A 17,731-nucleotide genomic window follows, 5' to 3' on the forward strand; every position below is an offset into this window, starting at 1 on the left:
CCTTCGATTAGACGCCCGCGCGGCCCGCCCCGCGACGCGGGCCACCCGTGCCGGTGAACGGCCGGTCGGCCCGCGCCACAGCCGGCCCTCAGGAGCCGGCCGGGACGATGCTCCACGCCACATCGGGGATGTAGTCGACGGCCGCGGAGAAGCCGCCGATCCGGTGGGAGTCGTAGGCGTAGATGCCGTCCATCCGCAGCACGGAGACGAACCACGCCTGGTCGACGACGTAGCGCATGACGTTCTGGTCCAGGGCCGTCGCCTGCGCGGCCGGTGCGGCGGCCGCGGCGGCGAGCATGCCGGTGAGCTTCGGGTCCTGGGAGGCGAAGGGGTTGAACGCGGTGGCGTGCGGAAGCATCCAGTCCAGCGAGAGCAGGTAGGTGCTCGCGCCGCCGTAGCCGAAACCGAGGACGGGGAAGTGCCGGGAGGTGGCGTTGCCCAGCCACTGCCCGATCCCGGTGTCGGTGGTGACGTTCACCGTGACGCCGATCTTTCGCCACTCGGCGACGACGGCCTGGCTGACCAGGTCGATCCCGAGGAAGCCCTGGGTCTCCATGGTGAGGGCGAAGCCGTTCGGATACCCGGCCTCGGCCAGCAGCTGCTTGGCCTTGGCGGGGTCGTAGGGGTAGCGGTTGTCGGCGTCGGGCGCGTAGCCGTCCAACCCGGGCAGGCTGATCTCGTCCGTCGGCTGCCCGTACTGCTGGACCACGGCCTTCGTGATGGCGGCACGGTCGACCGCGTAGTTGAGGGCCTGCCGGACCCGGAGGTCCTTGAGCGGCGAGGCGAGGACACCGGCCCGGTCGACGAGGTTGACGCCGACGAAGGCGGCCGGGGCCTTGGTGACCGCGAGGCCGGCGCCCTGGGCGGTCGCGACCTGGCTGGAGTTGATCGAGAGGACCTCGGCCTGCCCGGTCTCGACGGCCTGGAGGGCGGAGTTGGGGTTGGCGATCACCTTGATCACCACCCGCTTCCAGTGGATCTTGCTCTTGTCCCAGTAGTGCGGGTTCGGGGTGTAGGTGTAGTGGTCGCCCGACACCGTGTGCGCGGCGTCGAGGACGTACGGCCCGGCCCCGTAGGAGGCGGTGCCCAGCTCCCCCTGGTGGGCGAGGCCGCCGGGGCTGATCACGGAGCCCACGAGGAGCACCTGGGTGAGCAGTTGCGGCAGGTCGGGGTGGGGGGAGGAGCAGTGGATGCGGACGGTGAGCGGGCCCGTCGCGGTCACCGAGTCGATCGCGGAGTCCCAGGAGAGGTTGAGCCCGTGGGTGCGGGTGTAGTCGAGCGAGGCGGCCACCGCCCGGGCGGTGAGGGGGGTGCCGTCGGCGAACCGGACACCCTGGCGCAGGGTCAGCGAGAAGTCCCGGTTGCCCGGGCCGACGTAGCCCCAGGAGGTGGCAAGGTCGGGGCCGACGATGCCCCCCGGGCCCATGCGCAGCAGCGAGTCGTAGGTGAGGTTGACGAACCAGTTGTCCGACCCGACGTTGGCCTTGGCCGGGTCGAGGCTGGCGGGGGCGGCGGCCGAGACGAGGGTGAGCGTGTCCCCGCTCGCGCCGCCGCCGGCGGTGGGTGATCCGCCGCAGGCTGTCAGCGGCGCGGCGAGCAGGGTGAGGGCCGCGAGGGCGAGGGCGGGTCTGTGTCCGGGCATGGGTGTGTCCTCCGGTGCGGTCGGCGCGGTGCCTGGGTGGATGACGGTGGTTCGGGCCGGTGGGTCCGGCCGGTGGGTCCCGCCGGTGGGTCCGGACGGTCGGTCCGGCCGGTGGTTCGGGCTGGTGGGTCCCGCTGGTCGGTCCCGCCGGTGGTTCGGGCTGGTCGGTACGGCTGGTCGGTCCCGCCGGTGGTTCGGGCTGGTCGGTACGGCCGGTGGTTCGGGCCGGTGGGTCCGGCCGGTGGGTCCGGCCGGTGGTTCGGGCCGGTGGGTCCCGCCGGTGGGTCCCGCTGGTCGGTCCCGCCGGTGGGGCTGCCCCGTGGGTCAGCGCTGCGTCAGCAGGTCGGCCGCCCGGTGGCAGGCCGCGCTCCGGGCGGCCGGACCGGAGCGGTCGGGCGCGCCGACCGGCAGCAGCAGCGGCCGCTCGCGGTGGCAGAGGTCGAGGGCGTGGGCGCAGCGTGGGGCGAACGCACACCCCGTGGCGGTGGCCAGGGGTGGCCGGGCCGCGACGGCGCCGCCCTGCGGCACCGCTCGCCGCGACCGCTGCCGGCCCGGGTCGGGCTCCGGCACCGCTGCGATCAGCATGCGCGTGTAGGGGTGGACCGGGCGGGCGTACAACTCCTCCGCCGGCCCGGTCTCCATCACCCGGCCCCGGTACAGCACGACGATCCGGTGCGAGAGGTGCCGCACGACCGGGAGGTCGTGGGCGACGAAGAGGTAGCTCAGCCCCATCGCCTCCTGCAGTTCAGCCAGCAGGTTCATCACCTGTGCCTGGACGGACAGGTCGAGGGCGCTGACCGGCTCGTCACAGATGACGAGGCGCGGACCGGGCATCAGGGCGCGGGCGATGGCGATGCGCTGTCGTTGCCCGCCGGAGAACTGCGTGGGGTAGCGGTCCGCGGTCTCCGGCGGCAGCCCCACCCGCTCCAGCATGTCGGCGACCTTCTCGGCCGCCTGGCGGGCCGTCGGACGCTCGTGCACCAACAGGGGTTCAGCCAGGGTGCCGCCGATGGTGCGCGCGGGGTTGAGGGAGGAGTACGGGTCCTGGAAGACCACCTGGAGCCGTGCGCTCAGGTCGCGGCGCGCACGCGGCGTCGCGCGGGTGATGTCCACGCCCTCGAACCGGATCGCCCCGGCGTGGACGCGGGTCAGCCCGAGCACGGCCCGGCCGATCGTCGACTTGCCCGAGCCGGACTCCCCGACCAGGCCGAGGGTCTCACCGGGCGCCACGGAGAGGCTGACCCCGTCCACGGCACGGAGCGGGGGCCGGCGCCGGCCCTGGCCGAACTCGACGGTGAGGCCGTCGAGTTCCAGGAGCGGCGGGGATCCGGCGGCGGGTGGAGCCGTGGTCATCGGCGGGTTCCTTCCTGGACGAGCCGGTCGGCGTGGACGCAGCGGGTCGTGCGGCCGGGCGCGGGCTCGGTCAGTGCGACCGGCACGGCGCACGCCTCGGTGACCAGCGCGCAGCGGGCGGCGAAGCGGCAGCCGTCGGGCCAGGCCCCCGGCGGCGGCACCGTCCCCGGGATGGTCGGCAGTGGCTGGCCGGGGAGCGCGGCGTGCGGGCTGGCTGCGAGCAGGCCCGCGGTGTAGGGGTGCAGCGGGTGGGTGAACAGGGCCTCCACGTCCGCCTGTTCGACGACCTGCCCCGCGTACATGACCACGGCCCGGTCGCACAGGTCGGCGACGACGCCCCAGTCGTGCGTGATCAGCAGCACAGCCAGACCGGTCTCGGCCGCGAGGGTGCGGAGCAGGCCCAGGATCTCCGCCTGCACCGTCACGTCCAGCGCCGTGGTGGGTTCGTCGGCGATGAGCAGGCGCGGCTCGCCGGCCAGGGCGAGGGCGATCGCGGCGCGCTGCGCCATCCCGCCGGACAGCTCGTGCGGGTGGCGGTCGGCCACGCCGGCCGGGTCGGGGATGTTGACCCTGCCGAGCAGTTCGACGGCGCGGGCGCGGGCGGCCCGGCGACCGCATCCGGTGTGCCGGGCGACGCCCTCGGCCAGTTGGCGGCCGACGGTGAAGGTCGGGTCGAGCGCGACCATGGGCTCCTGGGAGACGTAGGCGATGCCGGAGCCGCGCACGCGGGCCAGCGCCTTCGGGGAGGCCGCCAGGTCAGCTCCCTGGAAGAGGACGCGTCCCGCGCTGATCCGGCCCTGGCCCGGCACGAGCCCGAGGATGCCGAGCGAGGTGACGGACTTGCCGCAGCCCGACTCCCCCACCACGCCAAGCGTCTCTCCGGGCCGGATGTCGAAGCTGACGTCCTGGACGACCGGGGTCCCGGCGATCTCGACGGTCAGTCCCCTGACCGAGAGCAGGGCCTGCGGGTCCGGCTCGGCCGCGGCCGTCACCGCTGTCGGGGCCGTCGCCGCCGGGGTCGCCCCCCGGGCGGCGGGTGAGGAGCGCGTCGGCCGCCGACGGCGGGCGCCGTCGGGGCCCACGCCTCGACGGAGGCGTCGCGAACGGCGTCGCCCAGCAGGGCCAGCGCCACGACGGTGATCACCAGCGGCAGGCCCGCCGGCAGCAGCATCCACGGGTCGCGGTCGATCACCTGCGAGGCGTCGGCCACCAGGCCGCCCCAGGACGGGGCGGGAGGCGGCGCGCCCAGGCCGAGGAACCCGAGCCCGGCCTGGACGGTCACGACGATGGCGGCGAACAGGGCGGCCTGGACGACGACCGTGCTGGTCAGGCGCGGCAGGATGTGGCGGCGCAGGATCTGCGGGCGGCTCAGACCGGCGACCCTGGCCGCGGCGACGTAGAGCTCCTCGCGCACCCGCAGGGTCTGCGCGCGCAGGATGCGGATGAGTCCCGGGCTGCCGATCACGCCGAACGTCACCATCGCGGCGTGCAGGTTCCCGGGGAAGACGGCCAGGACCACCAGGATGACGACGATGCCGGGCAGGGCGAAGACGAGATCGGCGGTGCGCGCGATCACCCAGTCCACCCAGCCGCCGAGGTAACCGGAGGCCAGCCCCGCGGTGACCCCGATCACCAGGTAGACCACGACCGCCTCGGCCACGGCGAACAGCGTCGACCGGCCGCCGAAGAGCAGTCTGCTGAGCAGGTCCCGCCCCAGGGTGTCGGTACCCAGCAGGTGGGCCCGGGTCGGTCCGGTCAGGACGCTGTTGAGGTCCTGGTCCAGCGGCCCGTGACCGGTGACCAGCGGCGCGGCGGCGGTCGCCAGCGTGAGCAGCAGGAGCCAGCCCAGGGCGAGCACGGCCGTGCGGCGCCGGAGCAGACCACGGACCAGGCCGCGGCGGCGTCCGCCGGTGGGGCTCGCGGAGACGGGGGCGTCGGTCATGCGGCACGCACCCGGGGGTCGAGTCGGCTGTAGGCGAGGTCGACGGCCAGGTTGACCAGGACGACGAAGACGGTGACGTACAGGACCGCCCCCTGGATGACGGGGATGTCGTGCTCCACGGTGGCCTGCTGGATGAGTCCGCCCAGCCCCGGCATGGCGAAGACCGTCTCCACGAAGACGGTGCCGGCGAACAGGCTGACCAGCACCACGCCGAGCACCGTGACCAGTGGCAGGGCGGAGTTGCGCAGCACGTGCCGGTAGGTGATCGACCGGGGGGAGAACCCGTTGGCGGTCATCACCCGCACGAAGTCCCTGCCGAGGGTGTCCAGGACGGCGTCGCGGGTCTGCTTGGCGATGACCGCGACCCCGCCCAGCGACAGGGAGGCGATGGGCAGCACGAGCGCACGCAGCCACTGGCCGGGGTCCTCGGTCAGGGGGACGTAGCCGGTGACCGGGAACCAGCGCAGCCGCACCGCGAAGAGCAGGATCAGCACCAGCGCGAGCCAGAACGCGGGAACGCCGAGGCCGAGCAGGGCGAGTGCGTCCACCGTCCGCACCAGCCGGCCGCCGCGCCGGGCGCTCAGCACTCCGAGGCCCACGCCGAGCAGACCGGACACGAGCGTCCCGGCCAGGATCAGGGAGAGGGTGACGGGCAGTCGGCTGTCGAGCATGGAGCTGACGGGCTCCCCGCTGAACAGGCTGGACCCCAGATCGCCCTTGACCGCGCCGGCCAGCCAGTGTCCGTACTGGAGCGGCAGCGAGCGGTCGAGGCCGAGTTGGGCCCGTACCGCCGCGTACTGCTCGGCGGTGGCGTGCTGGCCGACCAGGGTCCGGGCGGGGTCTCCGGGAACAAGCGAGACCAGCACGAAGGTCAGGGCCGACACGAGGAACAGCAGGGGGACGGACGACACCAGTCGTCGTCCCACCAGCCGGAGAATCGCCATGCTCACCTCTTCGACAGGGAGTCGTGCGAACGGCTTCGGGGCATCCACCCGGCCGCGCAGCTACGGTGGTAACACGTGCAATCAGCAGACCGCGGCGAGCATATAGCGCACCCATGACGACCGCCAGGCTTGCTGCATAAATCAGAACGGCGTGTGATCCAGGCCCTTCTCGCAGGGCGGTTACACGTGTAACACTGGCGCCCGGGGAACCTCACCGCCCCAGCTCGAACACCACCACCCATCGGCATCACCGTTTTGTGAGAGCTCATGACACACACCCACTCCCCCGCCCCTGCACAGCGCGACGCCGCCACCACGGGCACGCGCCCGGGCCGGTTCGCCCCCGGCCGCGTCCGGCTGCTGACCGGACTGGCCTTCGCCGCCGCCGCGGGCGTGATCGCGCTGCTCGTCTCGCTGAACACCGCGCACCCGGTCTTCCAGGGCTGGGACAACCACTGGCTGGCGTGGATGGGCGGGCCGCACACCGGTTTCCCGCACGCCGTGGCCATGACGCTGAACTGGTTCGGCGCCCCGAGCGGCATCGTCGTGCCGATCGCCCTCGCCGTGCTGCTCGCCGGCCTGCGGCGCTGGTGGTCGCTGCTCTTCTTCGCCACCGCGTACCTGGGCGGCAGCATGGTCGTGGTCCAGGTGCTCAAGCACGCCGTGGACCGGGCGCGCCCCGCGCACCCGCTGGTCCAGGTGGACCACGGGTCGTTCCCGTCCGGGCACGCCTTCGCCGCCGCCCTGCTGGTCGTGCTCGTCGGCGCGCTGTTCGTGCCCCTCGCCCGGCGCGGCTGGTGGTGGCTGTTCAGCGTCCTGTTCGTGGTGACGATGATGTGGAGCCGCACCTGGCTCCACGCCCACTGGCTCAGCGACACCGTCGCCGGCGCCCTCGCCGGCGCGGCCACCGCGCTGCTCCTGTGGTGCGCCTTCGCACCCCTGCTGGCCCGCGAGGCGGAACGCCGCCGACTCCGCTGACCCAGGATGCCCGCCACCGGCGACGCCGCTCACCGGGCGAGCAGACGCAGCGTGCGGTCCGGATCCTTGCCGACCGACGTGACCCGGTCGAAGAGCATCACCTGCCGGCTGCCGCTCTCGTACCGGGGCCACAGCCCCGGGTCGCCCGAGCGGGCGAACCGGGCCCAGCAGCAGGACATGACGTCGGCCAGTTCCTGCGGGGGCTTCGGGCCCGTGAACCGCTCGACTCCCCGGACCGTCAGATTGTCGAAGACGAAGGGCAGTTCGAGGGAGTGGCAGGCACCGAGCCGGCCGTCGTGCGCCGTCGAGGGCCAGTCGAAGCGGTAGCGCCAGACCGCACCCCCGCAGGCGGCCTGGGCCTCGGCGAGCCGCCTCGTCGGGGCGCCGAAGGTGCGCTCACCCATGAGCGCGGCAAGCAGGCCCGCCGGCGAGGTGTCGGACTCGACGGAGCGGTAGGCGTCCAGCGCCCTTCCCGGGTCGGCGTGGAACGCCGCGAAGACGGCGACGAGGGCCTCCTCGGGGAGGTCACCGACCGGGCCGGAGCCGAGGACGGTGAACATCCGGCCTTCGTCCCTGTTCGTGCCGAGCAGCAGCGGCACCCGACGGGCAGCCCCGGCCGTGATCGCGTCCAGCGGCGTCGCGGGCAGCACCGAGCCGTCCACGACCGGCCGGAACGCGAGGGTGAGGCCCTCTCCCCTGGACTGCCAGGCCCGGGTGACCGCCTCCTGCGCCCGCAGCAGATCCGTCACCGGGCGGGTGAGCAGGTCCGCCGCGGCTCCCGGGGCGATCCCCAGTTCGTCCAGGAACGCCCGGGAGACCTCGGCGGCCTGCTCGACGCTCGCTGCGCCCTCGCCGCTGCCGCTCTGGACGATCGCCTTGTGGAACAGGCCGGCCGAGCCCGGTGCGGCCAGGTGGGCGACCACGCCGAACGCCCCGGCGGACTGGCCGCAGAGGGTGACGTTGCCCGGATCGCCGCCGAAGGCCGCGATGTTGTCGCGCACCCAGGCCAGCGCGGCCCGCTGGTCGAGCAGGCCGGTGTTGCCACTGGACGCGTACCGCTCGCCGAGGGTCCCGGCCAGGCGCAGGAAGCCGAGCGCGCCCAGGCGGTAGTTGACCGTGACCACCACGATGTCGTGGCGCCGGGCGAGGCGCCCGCCGTCGAAGACCGGATCGCTCCCCGAGCCGGTCAGGAAACCGCCGCCGTGGATCCAGACGAGAACCGGCCGGCGCCCCGAACCGCTCTGCGGCGTCCACACGTTGAGCGTCAGGCAGGACGCCTCGTCGTGCCTGGGCGGCGCGAGCCCGAACATCTACTCAAGGACGAGGTCGGGATTCTGCGGCGCGGCCGGGCCGTAGGAGCGCGCGTCCCTGACGCCGGGCCAGCTGGGTGCGGGCACGGGCGGCCGGAAGCGGCGGTTCCCCACCGGCGGCGCGGCGTAGGGGATGCCACGGAAGACCTCGCTGTCACCGTCGCGCTCACCACGGAGGCGGCCGGACGAGGTGGACACCACGACCGTCCGGTCGTCGGTGCTGTCGGGCGGGGGTGGGTCGTTCCAGGGGCGCGGGTGCGGCACAGGCACGGGCTGTCTCCTTCTCTCTCGGCGTCCAGCACGGCCGGACGCGCGGGTCCGGCGCGGTGCGGGCGGCTCGGTGGTCCCGGACCGGCGCGGTGGGACGGTCGGGGTGCGGCAGCGGATCGGGACGGGCCCGGCCGCTGCCGCGAGGTCAGCGGACGGTTCGGATGGGGGCGATGGCGAGGGCGCCCAGCACCGACAGCGCCCCGCCGACCAGGAACAGGCCGCTGTAGCCGCCCAGGTGGGCGATGACCTGGGACGCGACGAACGGTGCGACGATCTGCGGTCCGGCACCGGCGATGTTGAGCACGCCCATGTCGCGGGCGGCGTCCTCGGAGCGGGGCAGGACGAGGGTCACCAGGGCGGTGTCGACGGCCATGAAACAGCCGAACGCGAGGCCGTTGAGGGCGCTGAAGACGAGCATGCCCGTCCAGGTGGGGCTGACCACAGGGATCACCATCACCAGGCCGGACAGCGCGGCCGAGGCGCCGACGAACAGCTTGCGCCGGTTCCAGCGGTCCGACAGGACGCCGCCCACCACTGTGGAGACCGTCATCGCCGCCATGGACACCGGGGTGAGGATCGCGACGGCGGCGGGCGGGGTCAGTCCTGCGGGCAGCCTGACGTGGTCGGAGAGGATGTAGAGCTGGTAGCCCATGACGGAGAAGTAGCCGAGGACGAGCAGCGCGCGGCCGATGAAGGCCCAGCGGAAGTCATGCGTGGCCAGGGCCGACAGGAAGGTGGCCACCTGGTGCCGCAGCGGCACCGGCGGCCGGGGCGCGCGGCGCGGCTCGCGGCCGAGGGCGGTCAGCAGCAGACCGGCGACGGCGACGATCGCGCCGAGGACCAGAAAGCCGGTCCGGGGCGTGCCGACCGTGGCGGAGGCCACGAGAACGCCGACCGTGCCGCCGATGGGCAGGCCGAGGCCGACCAGTGCGGAGGCGGTGCCGCGCCGCTCGGCGGGGATCCGGTCGGGGACGACAGCGGTGGTGGCGGCCTGGTAGACGTTCATCGTCGCCTGGGCGAGACACCAGGCGATGCCGGCCAGCAGCACCGTGTCGACGCTGCCGAGGAACGCCATCGCGGCCAGGGACGCGACGGCGCCGCCCGCGATCCACGGACCACGGCGGCCCGACCGGTCGGACAGGGCGCCCGCGACCGGGTTGAGGACGGTGGCGAACACGGCGCTGACACCGCCGATCAGGCCGAGGACGGCGACCTTGTGCGCGGGGTCGAGGTGGGAGACCAGCGTCGGCAGCAGGACGCTGCCGACACCGAGGTAGAGGGCGAACATCGAGGTGTTGGCGAGGGCGAGCAGGGCCATCAGGCCGCCCCGGCCGCCTTGTTGGATCGGGGCCCTCTCATCGGTCGCGGTTCTGGCTCTGTGGTCGAGAGTCTGGCTGCTGAACTGGTCGGACATGGTCGGCTCCGGTGCAGAGGCCCGTCGCAGGGGTGCGGGGAACGGGCTGGGGAAGCGGGGTGGAGGGGACGCGGCCCCGGGAAGCACGTACAGGCGGAGCGGGGAAGGTCGTCCCGGGCCTGTCGCGGGCGTGGGCCGCGTCGGGGGCTGCGCCGATCGGGCAGCTGGGCCGTCAGGCAGGTGGGCCGTCGGACGGCTCGCCCTCGGACAGTGCTTGGTAACACGTGTAAACTGGGTTCCGACCTGTATACACCCGTCGGACTGGCTGCACCAGACCCGACGAACTGGAATGATGCAAGCGCCATGGCATTCAGCAAGGGGCCAGCCGCCCAGACCACCAGCGCCGACGTCGCCCGAGCGGCGGGCGTCTCCCGTGCCACCGTGTCGTTCGTGCTCAACGGCAAACCGACGGCCCGGATCAGCCAGGAGACCCGGGCCCGGGTGCTCGCCGCGGCGGACGAGCTCGGCTACGTGCCCCACGCCGCCGCCCGGTCCCTGCGGGCCGGCCGCAGCGACCTGGTCCTGCTGCCCGCAGCGGTCTCCGCCGCCGGACGCCTGTTCAGCGACTGGGTCGACGAGTTGGAGACGGTCCTGGGCGAACGCGGCTACACCGTGGTGCTCCACGGCAACCGCTCGCCCGACCCCGTGACGGCCGCGCGCGCCTGGGCCCAACTGCGGCCCGCCGCCGTCCTGGCGATGGCCCCCACCGGGCTGACGCCGGAGGCCGTCCAGGTGCTCGCCCAGGCGGGGACGACGGCCGTGCTCGCGATGGGGCCCGAACCGATGCCGGGCGTCTTCACCCTGTTCGGGGACCAGAGCGAGATCGGCCAGGTCGCCGCGGAGCACCTGGTCGCCCGCGGCCGCCGCCGGATCGGCGTGCTGATGCCCACCGAGCGCGGCCTGTCCGCCTTCGCGGAGCCGCGCCTCGCCGGGGTCCAGCGGGTCGCCGCGGAGCACGGCGCGACGGTGACCCCGCTGCCGATGCCCTACGGCGGCGAGGCCGCCTCCGCGCTCGCCGTGCTCTGCCGCGAGCTCGGCCTGGACGCGGTGTTCGGCTACAACGACGAGTACGCGGCCCTGTTGTGCGCGGCACTGAACGACCACGGGGTCGAGGTGCCCGGACAGATCTCGGTGGTCGGTGCGGACGACCTGCTGCTGGCACAGATCGTGCGCCCGCAGCTGACCTCGGTCCGCTACCGGTTGCCCGGCGCCGGACTGATCGCCGAGGCCGCGGACAGCCTGATCAACAAGGGCACCGCCCAACCACTCCCCCGGATCTGGTTCGAGCTCGCGCCGCGGCAGTCCTCCTGAACGCCGGGCTCCGGCCCGGAAAGGGCCGGATCAGAGGGCGTTGAAGACGTCCGGGCCGAAGGGCACCAAACCCGGACGGGCCGCGAAGCCCAGGTGGCCGCGCCCGTCCGGACCGCCGACCCACAGGCCCAGCAGGTCCTCGTAACTGCGCAGCGCCGAGTAGTGGTTGTAGCTGCCCGTCGTGTCCACGCTGCCGGGCGTGATGTAGCGCTTCTCGAAGAGCAGCGCTCCGGTCTGGCCGCCGCCGGGCGCGGTGTCGCCGGTCGCCTGGAACGTGCTGTCCCCGGGGGCGACCACGTTGGGGCCGGGTTGCTCGTCGCAGCAGGCGGCGGCGTACCCCGGGTCGGCGGGGTTGGCGTCGGCCTCGTCGAAGGTGAGCACCACCAGGGTGTCGCCGTGCTGGTAGGCGGGCGAGCCGAGGATCATCGGCATCCAGTGCTTGAGCCAGAGGTCGGCCCCGGCGAGTCCGCCGGTGTGGCCGCCCTCGGCGTTGACGCCGGTGCAGGTGGCGTCGTGTCCGTCGTCGCACAGGTCGGGGGTGATGAAGCCGAAGCGCGGGGTGCGTGCGGGGTCGGCCAGATCCTTGACCAGATGGCCGGCCGGGTCCGGGGTGCCGTCGGCGCGCAGGGTGCCCAGCGGGACGACGTTGGCGTCGCACTCGGCCGCCTTGTCGATGACGGAGTGGAAGTACAGGAAGGGGTTGTGCCGGGTGGCGTACTGGTCCGTCGCGGTGGCCACCTCGGCCTGGTCCGCGCCGCCCACCGCGGGGTGGGCGCAGTCGGTGCCGCCGCTCGGGTCCGTGACGCCGCCGTCCCGGGCGGGGTCGGCGCCCATGTCCTCGGCGTACTCGCGCCAGGCCGCGCGGTGGGTGGTGGGGTCGGGCGGGAAGAGGGCGTCGAGCTGGTCGGCGATGGTCGGGGCGCCGTGGGCGCCGGCGGCCGGATTCGGCGCGGGGTAGACGCAGCCGTTGCCGTCGACCTGGCCGGGGTTGACGGCCGGGTTCGGGTCGTCCGTGCCCGGGGTGACGTCCAGGTAGTGGAAGGTGCGGGTGGTGAAGTCCGCGCAGTCCGCCTTGGTCAGCATGGTGGGGGCCTGACCGGAGACCTGGGCGATGTAGTTGTCCAGGCTGAAGTGGCCGGTGGCGTAGTAGCCGGGGATGAGTTCCCCCTCGCCGCGCAGCGTGGTGTTGAGGTAGACGGCCGGGGACTGTGCGCCGAAGGTGTCGGCGTAGCCCTCGTTCTCCAGGTCGATGACCAGGATGTGATTGACCAGACCGGGTGGCAGGTAGGCCCGGCCGCTCATGGCGCTCGCGACGGTGCCCCGGTGCGAGGTGACGGCGCCGGCCGTATGGGCGCCGAGGCCGGCGCCGAGCAGGAGCAGCGCCGCGGCACCGGCATAGAGGCGGGGACGGCCGGCGGTGGTGCTTCCGAACGGACGTGGCAGCGTGGGCAACGTCGTCTCCCTGTGTGGCGGGGGGAAGGATCAGGATGTGGTTACTCGTGCAATCAGTAACACGTGTAAGTAGATACCAGCCGGTATGACGGACCGCCAGACCCAGGCGGCCGGAACTTCGTCAGGAGGTGCGGGACTGCCCGGTCTGCTGCTCGACGTGCCGCAGCGCCGGCTCCGCCAGCAACCCGTGCAGCTCGACGAAGAGCTTCCGGGCCGCGACGGCGTTCCAGTCGGCGGGCAGCAGCTCGGTCGGCAGGCCGGGGTCGAGGTAGGGCAGTCGTCGCCACTCCGTCAGCAGCGGGACGTACTCACGGAACGCCTCCACCGGACCGGGCGCGGGCTCCCGGCGCAGGTCCCCGGCCAGCAACTCGTAGGTGTCGGTGAACTCGGCGTACTGCGCCTCGATGGCCGGGAAGTCCCACCAGTCGGCCACCGCCGCCCGCAGCTCCGCGAAGCCGGCGTAGGCGGAGGTGAACAGGTGGACGTAGGGGCTCAGGCCGTCCCGCTCCAGCGTGCTGCGCGCGTCCGGCAGCAGCCGGGCCGGGGCCAGCCAGACGCCGGGGGCGGCGTTGCCGAAGCCGAGCCAGGTCAGCCGGGCGCGCAGCTGGTGACGCTGGGCACGCTCGGACTCGGGCACGGAGAAGACAGCGACGACCCAGCCGTCGGCCAGCGCCGCCGGTTCCAGGCTGTCGAAGATGCGCCGGTCGCCCTCGTCGAAGATCGGTTCCATGGCCGGGGCGAGGCGGTAGCCGATGCCGATGCCCTTGCCGCGTTCCTGGACCAGCGTGCCGGCCTTCTTCAGGCGCGAGGTCGCCGAGCGCACGGAGGAGCTGTCCACGTCGAGCTGGGCCATCAGCGCGATGAGGTCGGCGATGGAGATCCAGCCTCCGAGGCGCCGGACGAAGTCCCCGTAGATCGTCTGGATCATGGAACTCGGCCGGGTCGCGGTCTCCGCCATCCTCGCCCTACCTCCCTGCGCGCCCGCCCGTGATCATACCCGGCGGCCCGGGCCTGGGCGGCGGCGCGGCTGGTCAGGGCTGACGCAGCGGCGCCTCCGCGAAGGCGCCGGAGAGCAGGTGTCCGGCGCCGGGAGCCACCGCGGGCAGAGCGAGCCGGCGCAGCATCTGGTGCGCGGTGCAGACGGCGGCGGAGACCACGGGCTTGCCGAGCAGCTGCTCCGCGTCGTCGATCGCCGACAGCGAGGGCATCTGCACACAGGCCGAGAGCACGACGGCGTCGGCCTCGGTGTGGGCGAGACGACGGGCGATGCCGGGCAGGGCGGACGGGTCGTGGGCGGCCACGTCGAGGTTGCCGGGGATCTCCAGGGAGGTGTGGTCCAGGACCTCGACGCCCTCGTGGGTGAGGTAGTCGACCACGGTGCGGGTCAGCGGCCGCATGTAGGGAGCGACCAGCACGACCTTCTTGGCCCCGAGCGTGTGGAGCCCGTCGACGAGCGCACCGGCGCTGGTGACGACGGGCGCCGGGGCGTCGTTCTCGGCGGTGCGCAGGTGCAGGCGCTCCTGCGCGGCCCGGTGGTAGCCCACTCCCATGCTCATGATGGCGACCAGGCAGGCGTAGCCGAGCACGTCGACGTGGGCGTCGGAGAGCTCGACGGCGCAGCGGTCGGAGTCGGCGTCCATGGCCTTGAGCTGTTCGGCGGTGACGTGGGTCATCCGCATCCGGCTGGAGTGGAAGGTGAAGCGTTCGGGCGCGATGCTCTCGCGGGCGCGCAGGATGGCCGGGACCTCGGTCTCCATGGTGACGTTGGAGCTGGGGACGATCTGGCCGATTCGGTAGGTGCGTGGGGCCACGTTCGGGCTCTCCTTGGACTTGGACAGGGTGGTGGGCGGCTGTGGGCCGTGGGGCCGGGTCAGGGCGGGATCCGGCCCCACGGGGTCACGGGGTCACGGGGTCACGGGGTCACGGGGCCACAGGGTCAGCAGGGGCTCAGCCGGGGCTCGACGGAACGTCAGCGGGCGTCGACGACCGGGTTGGCGAGGGTGCCGATGCGGGCGATGGTGGCCTCGACCCGGTCACCGGGCCGCAGGAACTGCGGCGGCACGAAGCCGGCGCCCACCCCGGAGGGCGAGCCGGTGGCGATCACGTCGCCGGGCTCGAGGGTGACGCCGGAGGAGATGTCGGCGATCAGGCGGGGGATCCGGAACAGCATGTGGCGGGTGTTGGAGTCCTGCTTGACCTCGCCGTTGACGCTCAGCCGCAGGTCCAGGTCGTGCGGGTCCTCGATCTCGTCGGCGGTGACGACGGCGGGGCCGAAGGGGGCGTAGGAGTCCTGGCCCTTGGAGAAGAACCACTGCCCCGAGCGGCGCTGGTCGCGGGCGCTGATGTCGTTGACGATGCTGTAGCCGAAGACGTGGTCCATGGCCTCGTCCTCGCTGACCCGGCGGGCGCGGCGGCCGACCACGACAGCGAGTTCGCACTCCCAGTCGAGCTGCTCGGTCAGCCCGGCGTCGTGGAGGATCGGCTGTCCGGGGCCGGTGACGGCGGTGGCGGGCTTGGAGAAGAGCACCGGCCGGTCGGGGCGGTCCCGCCCGGTGTCGAGGGTGCGGTGCGACTCGGCCACGTGCTCCACGTAGTTGAGGCCGACTCCGATGATCTTGCCTGGCCGCAGCGGGGCGTGCAGCGTCACGTCGGCGAGCGCGTGCGCGTCGGGGCCGAGGCCCACGCCCGAGTCGAGGCGGTCCGCCAGCAGCCGGCGAACCGTCTCCAGAGCGGGGCCCCCGGCCTGGACCAACCCCAGCAGGTCGGCGGGCAGCTCGGCACCGTCGGCCGCCGCGAGAGCGGTCAGGTCCAGGACGCGGTCCTCGGCCTGGACGCCGAGGCGGCGGCGCGCGCAAGGGTCGGCGCCGAGGGTGTAGGTGACCAGTCGCATGGTCGTCTCCTTACGGTGGGGCGGTGCGGCGTTGGGGCGTTGGGGCGGTGCGGGTGTTCGGCGGGCAGGCGGGTCAGGCGGGTCAGGCGGGTACGGGCTGGTGACCGTCCTGCTCGGGACAGGCCTCCTCGCGCAGGAGGCCGAGGGAGCGCATCACGGGGAAGTCGTTGAAGGAGAAGAGGACGGCGTCCTCGGACTGGTCGAGGTTCGCGTGCTCGTGCCAGGCCCAGGAGGGGACGCAGAAGATGTCGCCCCGCTGCCACGCGAAGCGCTGACCGGCGATCACCGAGACGCCCCGGCCCTTGGCGGCGGTGTAGACGACGGAGCCGGTGTGGCGGTGCGCCTTGGTGGCCTGTCCGGGCCGGAGCAGCTGGAGGTGGGCACCCATGGTGGGCATCACCGAGCCGCCGGTCAGCGGGTTGGTGTACTCCATGATCACGCCGTCGTACGGGGACCCCTCGGTGGCCTGGGCCAGGTTGCGCAGGGCCTGGTAGCTGGGCTCCCACGGGTAGCCGAAGACGGGCGAGTAGGGGCGGGTCCACTTCGCCAGGCCGTAGGGCAGCAGGTTGGCGCCGTGGCTGAGCACGGAGGAGTTGACCACCGGTCCGGGCCGCTGGTGCAGCTCGGGGTGGATCTCGTAGAAGTTGGCGTCGAGGGTGTTGGTCAGCGGGATGTCGAGGCCGTCCTGCCAGATGACGGGGGCGTCCTGCGACTCGTTGCCGTGCTCGTGCCAGGTGCCGTTGGGGGTGATCGCGAAGTCGCCCGGGCCGACCTTCAGCTTCTGGCCGTCGACGATCGTCCACGCGCCGGTGCCCTCGTGGACGAAGCGCAGGGCCGAGGCGGCGTGCCGGTGCGCGCTCATGGACTCCCCAGGGCCCATGATCTGCAGGCCGGTGTAGAGCAGGCCGACGACGGCGCTGTGCTCCCTGCGGCCGGGGTTGACCAGCATCACCACGCGCCGCCCGGCGTCCTCGGCCTTGACCATGGCGAGGGCCTTGGCGACGAGCGGGCGCAGCTCCTGGTAGCGCCACAGCACCGGAACCGAGCTGGGCTGCGGGTACCAGGGCTCGATCCCGTTGGCGACCGTCCACAGCGCGCCCGCGTCGAGCTCGGCCAACTCGTCGTAGTACGCCAGCAGTTCGGGACTGTCGGTGACGCGGGCCCGGCCGATCCGGTCGTCGTCGTACGCGTTCATGCTTCCTCCTTCGAGGCGGTGCGGTCGGTGCCGAACGGGTCCGGGCGCGTCGTGGCCGGATCGACGGCGAAGGCGAGCGGACTCCGGGGACGGTTGTCGACGTGCAGCTGGAAGACGTCGAACCGGTTGTAGTGGCCGACGATGTCGTGCATCTGCTTGGGCTGGATGCAGCGGCCGAGGTCGATCTCGCCGTAGACGATGCCCTCGTCGTCGACGAGCGGTTCGGTGACCGGACGGCCGTCCGGACCGAAGATCCCGGACAGCGCGCTGCGTTTGCGCGCGAGCATGGCGCGGACGCCGTCGTCCTCGCCGGCGATCAGGTCCACGATCTCCGGGGAGAGGGTGGAGCAGGCGACGACCGAGAAGACCTTGCCCTCGAAGCTGTGGGCGGCGGTGCGCACCGCGATGGCGTCGGCCATGTCGTAGTCCTCGGGCGCCACCGGCAGCGCGATGTAGCCGGCGGTGTGCACCAGTTCGCCCTGGGCCAGCAGCGCGAAGCGGGCCAGGGTGTTGGTGTTCTCGCCGCAGGCGAGGGATCCCAGCGGACCGACGGCGGTGCGGTGCACCCGCAGTGAGCTGCCGTCACCGCCGGTCCAGGTGAGCTTCTCCGCCCAGGTGGGCACCAGCTTGCGGTGCACGCCGAGCAGTTCGCCGTCGGCGTCGATGGTGAGCAGGGTGTTGTACAGGACGCCGAGGCTGTGCGGCGCACGCTCGTTGACGCCGATGACCACGACGGCCCCGGCCTGCCGGGCGGCGCTGCGCAGTGCGTCCACCTGCGGGCCGGGCACCTCGATCGAGGCCCGCCAAAGACGCTCGAACCAGGGCGAGCCCTGGACCGGGTTCATCGTCCAGTTCCAGTAGGGGTAGCCGGGGACGAACACCTCGGGGAGGACCACGAGCCGCGCGCCGTTCCCCGCCGCCTCGTGGATCAGCGAGACGGCCTTGTCGACGGTGGCGTCCGGGTCCAGGTAGACGGGCGAGGCCTGGACGGCGGCGGCGGTGAAGCGGGGCAGGTTCTCCATCGTTCCTC

At 73.2% G+C, this 17,731-nt stretch carries 14 protein-coding genes and 1 pseudogene; 2 read left to right on the forward strand and 13 right to left on the reverse strand.

What is annotated here, in order from left to right; genetic code table 11:
* Nucleotides 1-88: 88 nt before the first annotated feature.
* The 5 genes from ABH931_RS22675 to ABH931_RS22695 form a co-directional block, all read right to left on the reverse strand.
* Nucleotides 89-1,642 (reverse strand): ABC transporter substrate-binding protein, encoded by a 1,554-nt coding sequence (locus ABH931_RS22675; protein WP_370116158.1) that lies wholly within the window; start codon nucleotides 1,640-1,642, stop codon nucleotides 89-91.
* A 324-nt stretch (nucleotides 1,643-1,966) separates the two neighbouring features.
* Entirely contained in the window at nucleotides 1,967-2,995 is a 1,029-nt protein-coding gene (locus ABH931_RS22680; RefSeq protein ID WP_370116160.1) for an ABC transporter ATP-binding protein, read from the reverse strand.
* Nucleotides 2,992-3,987, reverse strand: a complete 996-nt coding sequence (locus tag ABH931_RS22685; RefSeq protein ID WP_370116162.1) for an ABC transporter ATP-binding protein — start codon at nucleotides 3,985-3,987, stop codon at nucleotides 2,992-2,994. The genes ABH931_RS22680 and ABH931_RS22685 overlap by 4 nt, the downstream gene beginning before the upstream one ends.
* The gene (locus ABH931_RS22690) at nucleotides 3,984-4,937 is read right to left on the reverse strand and encodes an ABC transporter permease (protein ID WP_370116164.1); all 954 of its coding nucleotides are present in this window, start codon (nucleotides 4,935-4,937) and stop codon (nucleotides 3,984-3,986) included. The genes ABH931_RS22685 and ABH931_RS22690 overlap by 4 nt, the downstream gene beginning before the upstream one ends.
* The gene (locus ABH931_RS22695) at nucleotides 4,934-5,881 is read right to left on the reverse strand and encodes an ABC transporter permease (protein WP_370116165.1); all 948 of its coding nucleotides are present in this window, start codon (nucleotides 5,879-5,881) and stop codon (nucleotides 4,934-4,936) included. The genes ABH931_RS22690 and ABH931_RS22695 overlap by 4 nt, the downstream gene beginning before the upstream one ends.
* A gap of 267 nt (nucleotides 5,882-6,148) precedes the next feature.
* Between ABH931_RS22695 and ABH931_RS22700 the strand changes: the two genes are divergently transcribed.
* Complete coding sequence (locus ABH931_RS22700) at nucleotides 6,149-6,859, forward strand: phosphatase PAP2 family protein (RefSeq protein ID WP_370116167.1); 711 nt, start codon at nucleotides 6,149-6,151, stop codon at nucleotides 6,857-6,859.
* A 29-nt stretch (nucleotides 6,860-6,888) separates the two neighbouring features.
* Here the strand turns inward: ABH931_RS22700 and ABH931_RS22705 are convergent.
* Both ABH931_RS22705 and ABH931_RS22710 read right to left on the reverse strand, forming a co-directional pair.
* Nucleotides 6,889-8,439, reverse strand: a pseudogene (locus tag ABH931_RS22705) (carboxylesterase/lipase family protein).
* Between the two features lie 145 nt (nucleotides 8,440-8,584).
* The gene (locus tag ABH931_RS22710; RefSeq protein WP_370116169.1) at nucleotides 8,585-9,853 is read right to left on the reverse strand and encodes an MFS transporter; all 1,269 of its coding nucleotides are present in this window, start codon (nucleotides 9,851-9,853) and stop codon (nucleotides 8,585-8,587) included.
* Between the two features lie 303 nt (nucleotides 9,854-10,156).
* Here ABH931_RS22710 and ABH931_RS22715 point away from each other — a divergent pair, with 303 nt between their 5' ends.
* Nucleotides 10,157-11,164, forward strand: a complete 1,008-nt coding sequence (locus ABH931_RS22715) for a LacI family DNA-binding transcriptional regulator (RefSeq protein WP_370116171.1) — start codon at nucleotides 10,157-10,159, stop codon at nucleotides 11,162-11,164.
* Nucleotides 11,165-11,194: 30 nt separating this feature from the next.
* Here the strand turns inward: ABH931_RS22715 and ABH931_RS22720 are convergent, their stop codons facing one another.
* The 6 genes from ABH931_RS22720 to ABH931_RS22745 all read right to left on the reverse strand — a co-directional run bounded on the left by ABH931_RS22720 (nucleotide 11,195) and on the right by ABH931_RS22745 (nucleotide 17,723).
* Entirely contained in the window at nucleotides 11,195-12,616 is a 1,422-nt protein-coding gene (locus tag ABH931_RS22720) for a hypothetical protein (protein ID WP_370116174.1), read from the reverse strand.
* Between the two features lie 121 nt (nucleotides 12,617-12,737).
* Nucleotides 12,738-13,574, reverse strand: coding sequence for a PaaX family transcriptional regulator C-terminal domain-containing protein (locus ABH931_RS22725; RefSeq protein ID WP_370116176.1), 837 nt, complete (start codon nucleotides 13,572-13,574; stop codon nucleotides 12,738-12,740).
* A gap of 73 nt (nucleotides 13,575-13,647) precedes the next feature.
* Nucleotides 13,648-14,373 carry an Asp/Glu racemase gene (locus ABH931_RS22730; RefSeq protein WP_370116269.1) on the reverse strand — a complete coding sequence of 242 codons (726 nt, stop codon included), beginning with the start codon at nucleotides 14,371-14,373 and terminating at the stop codon, nucleotides 13,648-13,650.
* Nucleotides 14,374-14,585: 212 nt separating this feature from the next.
* Complete coding sequence (locus ABH931_RS22735; RefSeq protein WP_370116178.1) at nucleotides 14,586-15,506, reverse strand: fumarylacetoacetate hydrolase family protein; 921 nt, start codon at nucleotides 15,504-15,506, stop codon at nucleotides 14,586-14,588.
* 82 nt (nucleotides 15,507-15,588) lie between these two features.
* The gene (locus tag ABH931_RS22740) at nucleotides 15,589-16,701 is read right to left on the reverse strand and encodes a cupin domain-containing protein (RefSeq protein ID WP_370116180.1); all 1,113 of its coding nucleotides are present in this window, start codon (nucleotides 16,699-16,701) and stop codon (nucleotides 15,589-15,591) included.
* Complete coding sequence (locus ABH931_RS22745; protein ID WP_370116181.1) at nucleotides 16,698-17,723, reverse strand: carbon-nitrogen hydrolase family protein; 1,026 nt, start codon at nucleotides 17,721-17,723, stop codon at nucleotides 16,698-16,700. The genes ABH931_RS22740 and ABH931_RS22745 overlap by 4 nt, the downstream gene beginning before the upstream one ends.
* Nucleotides 17,724-17,731 lie beyond the last annotated feature (8 nt).

The sequence above is a fragment of the Streptacidiphilus sp. MAP12-33 genome, from assembly GCF_041261265.1.
Classification (GTDB): Bacteria; Actinomycetota; Actinomycetes; order Streptomycetales; family Streptomycetaceae; genus Streptacidiphilus.

Excerpts from the sequence above, each read along its gene's own strand:
- ABH931_RS22715 (WP_370116171.1), top strand. The coding sequence starts at position 10,157 with ATGGCATTCAGCAAGGGGCCAGCCGCCCAGACCACCAGCGCCGACGTC.
- ABH931_RS22710 (WP_370116169.1), bottom strand. The coding sequence starts at position 9,853 with ATGTCCGACCAGTTCAGCAGCCAGACTCTCGACCACAGAGCCAGAACC.
- ABH931_RS22695 (WP_370116165.1), bottom strand. The coding sequence starts at position 5,881 with ATGGCGATTCTCCGGCTGGTGGGACGACGACTGGTGTCGTCCGTCCCC.
- ABH931_RS22740 (WP_370116180.1), bottom strand. The coding sequence starts at position 16,701 with ATGAACGCGTACGACGACGACCGGATCGGCCGGGCCCGCGTCACCGAC.
- ABH931_RS22700 (WP_370116167.1), top strand. The coding sequence starts at position 6,149 with ATGACACACACCCACTCCCCCGCCCCTGCACAGCGCGACGCCGCCACC.
- ABH931_RS22725 (WP_370116176.1), bottom strand. The coding sequence starts at position 13,574 with ATGGCGGAGACCGCGACCCGGCCGAGTTCCATGATCCAGACGATCTAC.
- ABH931_RS22745 (WP_370116181.1), bottom strand. The coding sequence starts at position 17,723 with ATGGAGAACCTGCCCCGCTTCACCGCCGCCGCCGTCCAGGCCTCGCCC.
- ABH931_RS22680 (WP_370116160.1), bottom strand. The coding sequence starts at position 2,995 with ATGACCACGGCTCCACCCGCCGCCGGATCCCCGCCGCTCCTGGAACTC.
- ABH931_RS22730 (WP_370116269.1), bottom strand. The coding sequence starts at position 14,373 with ATGGAGACCGAGGTCCCGGCCATCCTGCGCGCCCGCGAGAGCATCGCG.
- ABH931_RS22675 (WP_370116158.1), bottom strand. The coding sequence starts at position 1,642 with ATGCCCGGACACAGACCCGCCCTCGCCCTCGCGGCCCTCACCCTGCTC.
- ABH931_RS22690 (WP_370116164.1), bottom strand. The coding sequence starts at position 4,937 with ATGACCGACGCCCCCGTCTCCGCGAGCCCCACCGGCGGACGCCGCCGC.
- ABH931_RS22735 (WP_370116178.1), bottom strand. The coding sequence starts at position 15,506 with ATGCGACTGGTCACCTACACCCTCGGCGCCGACCCTTGCGCGCGCCGC.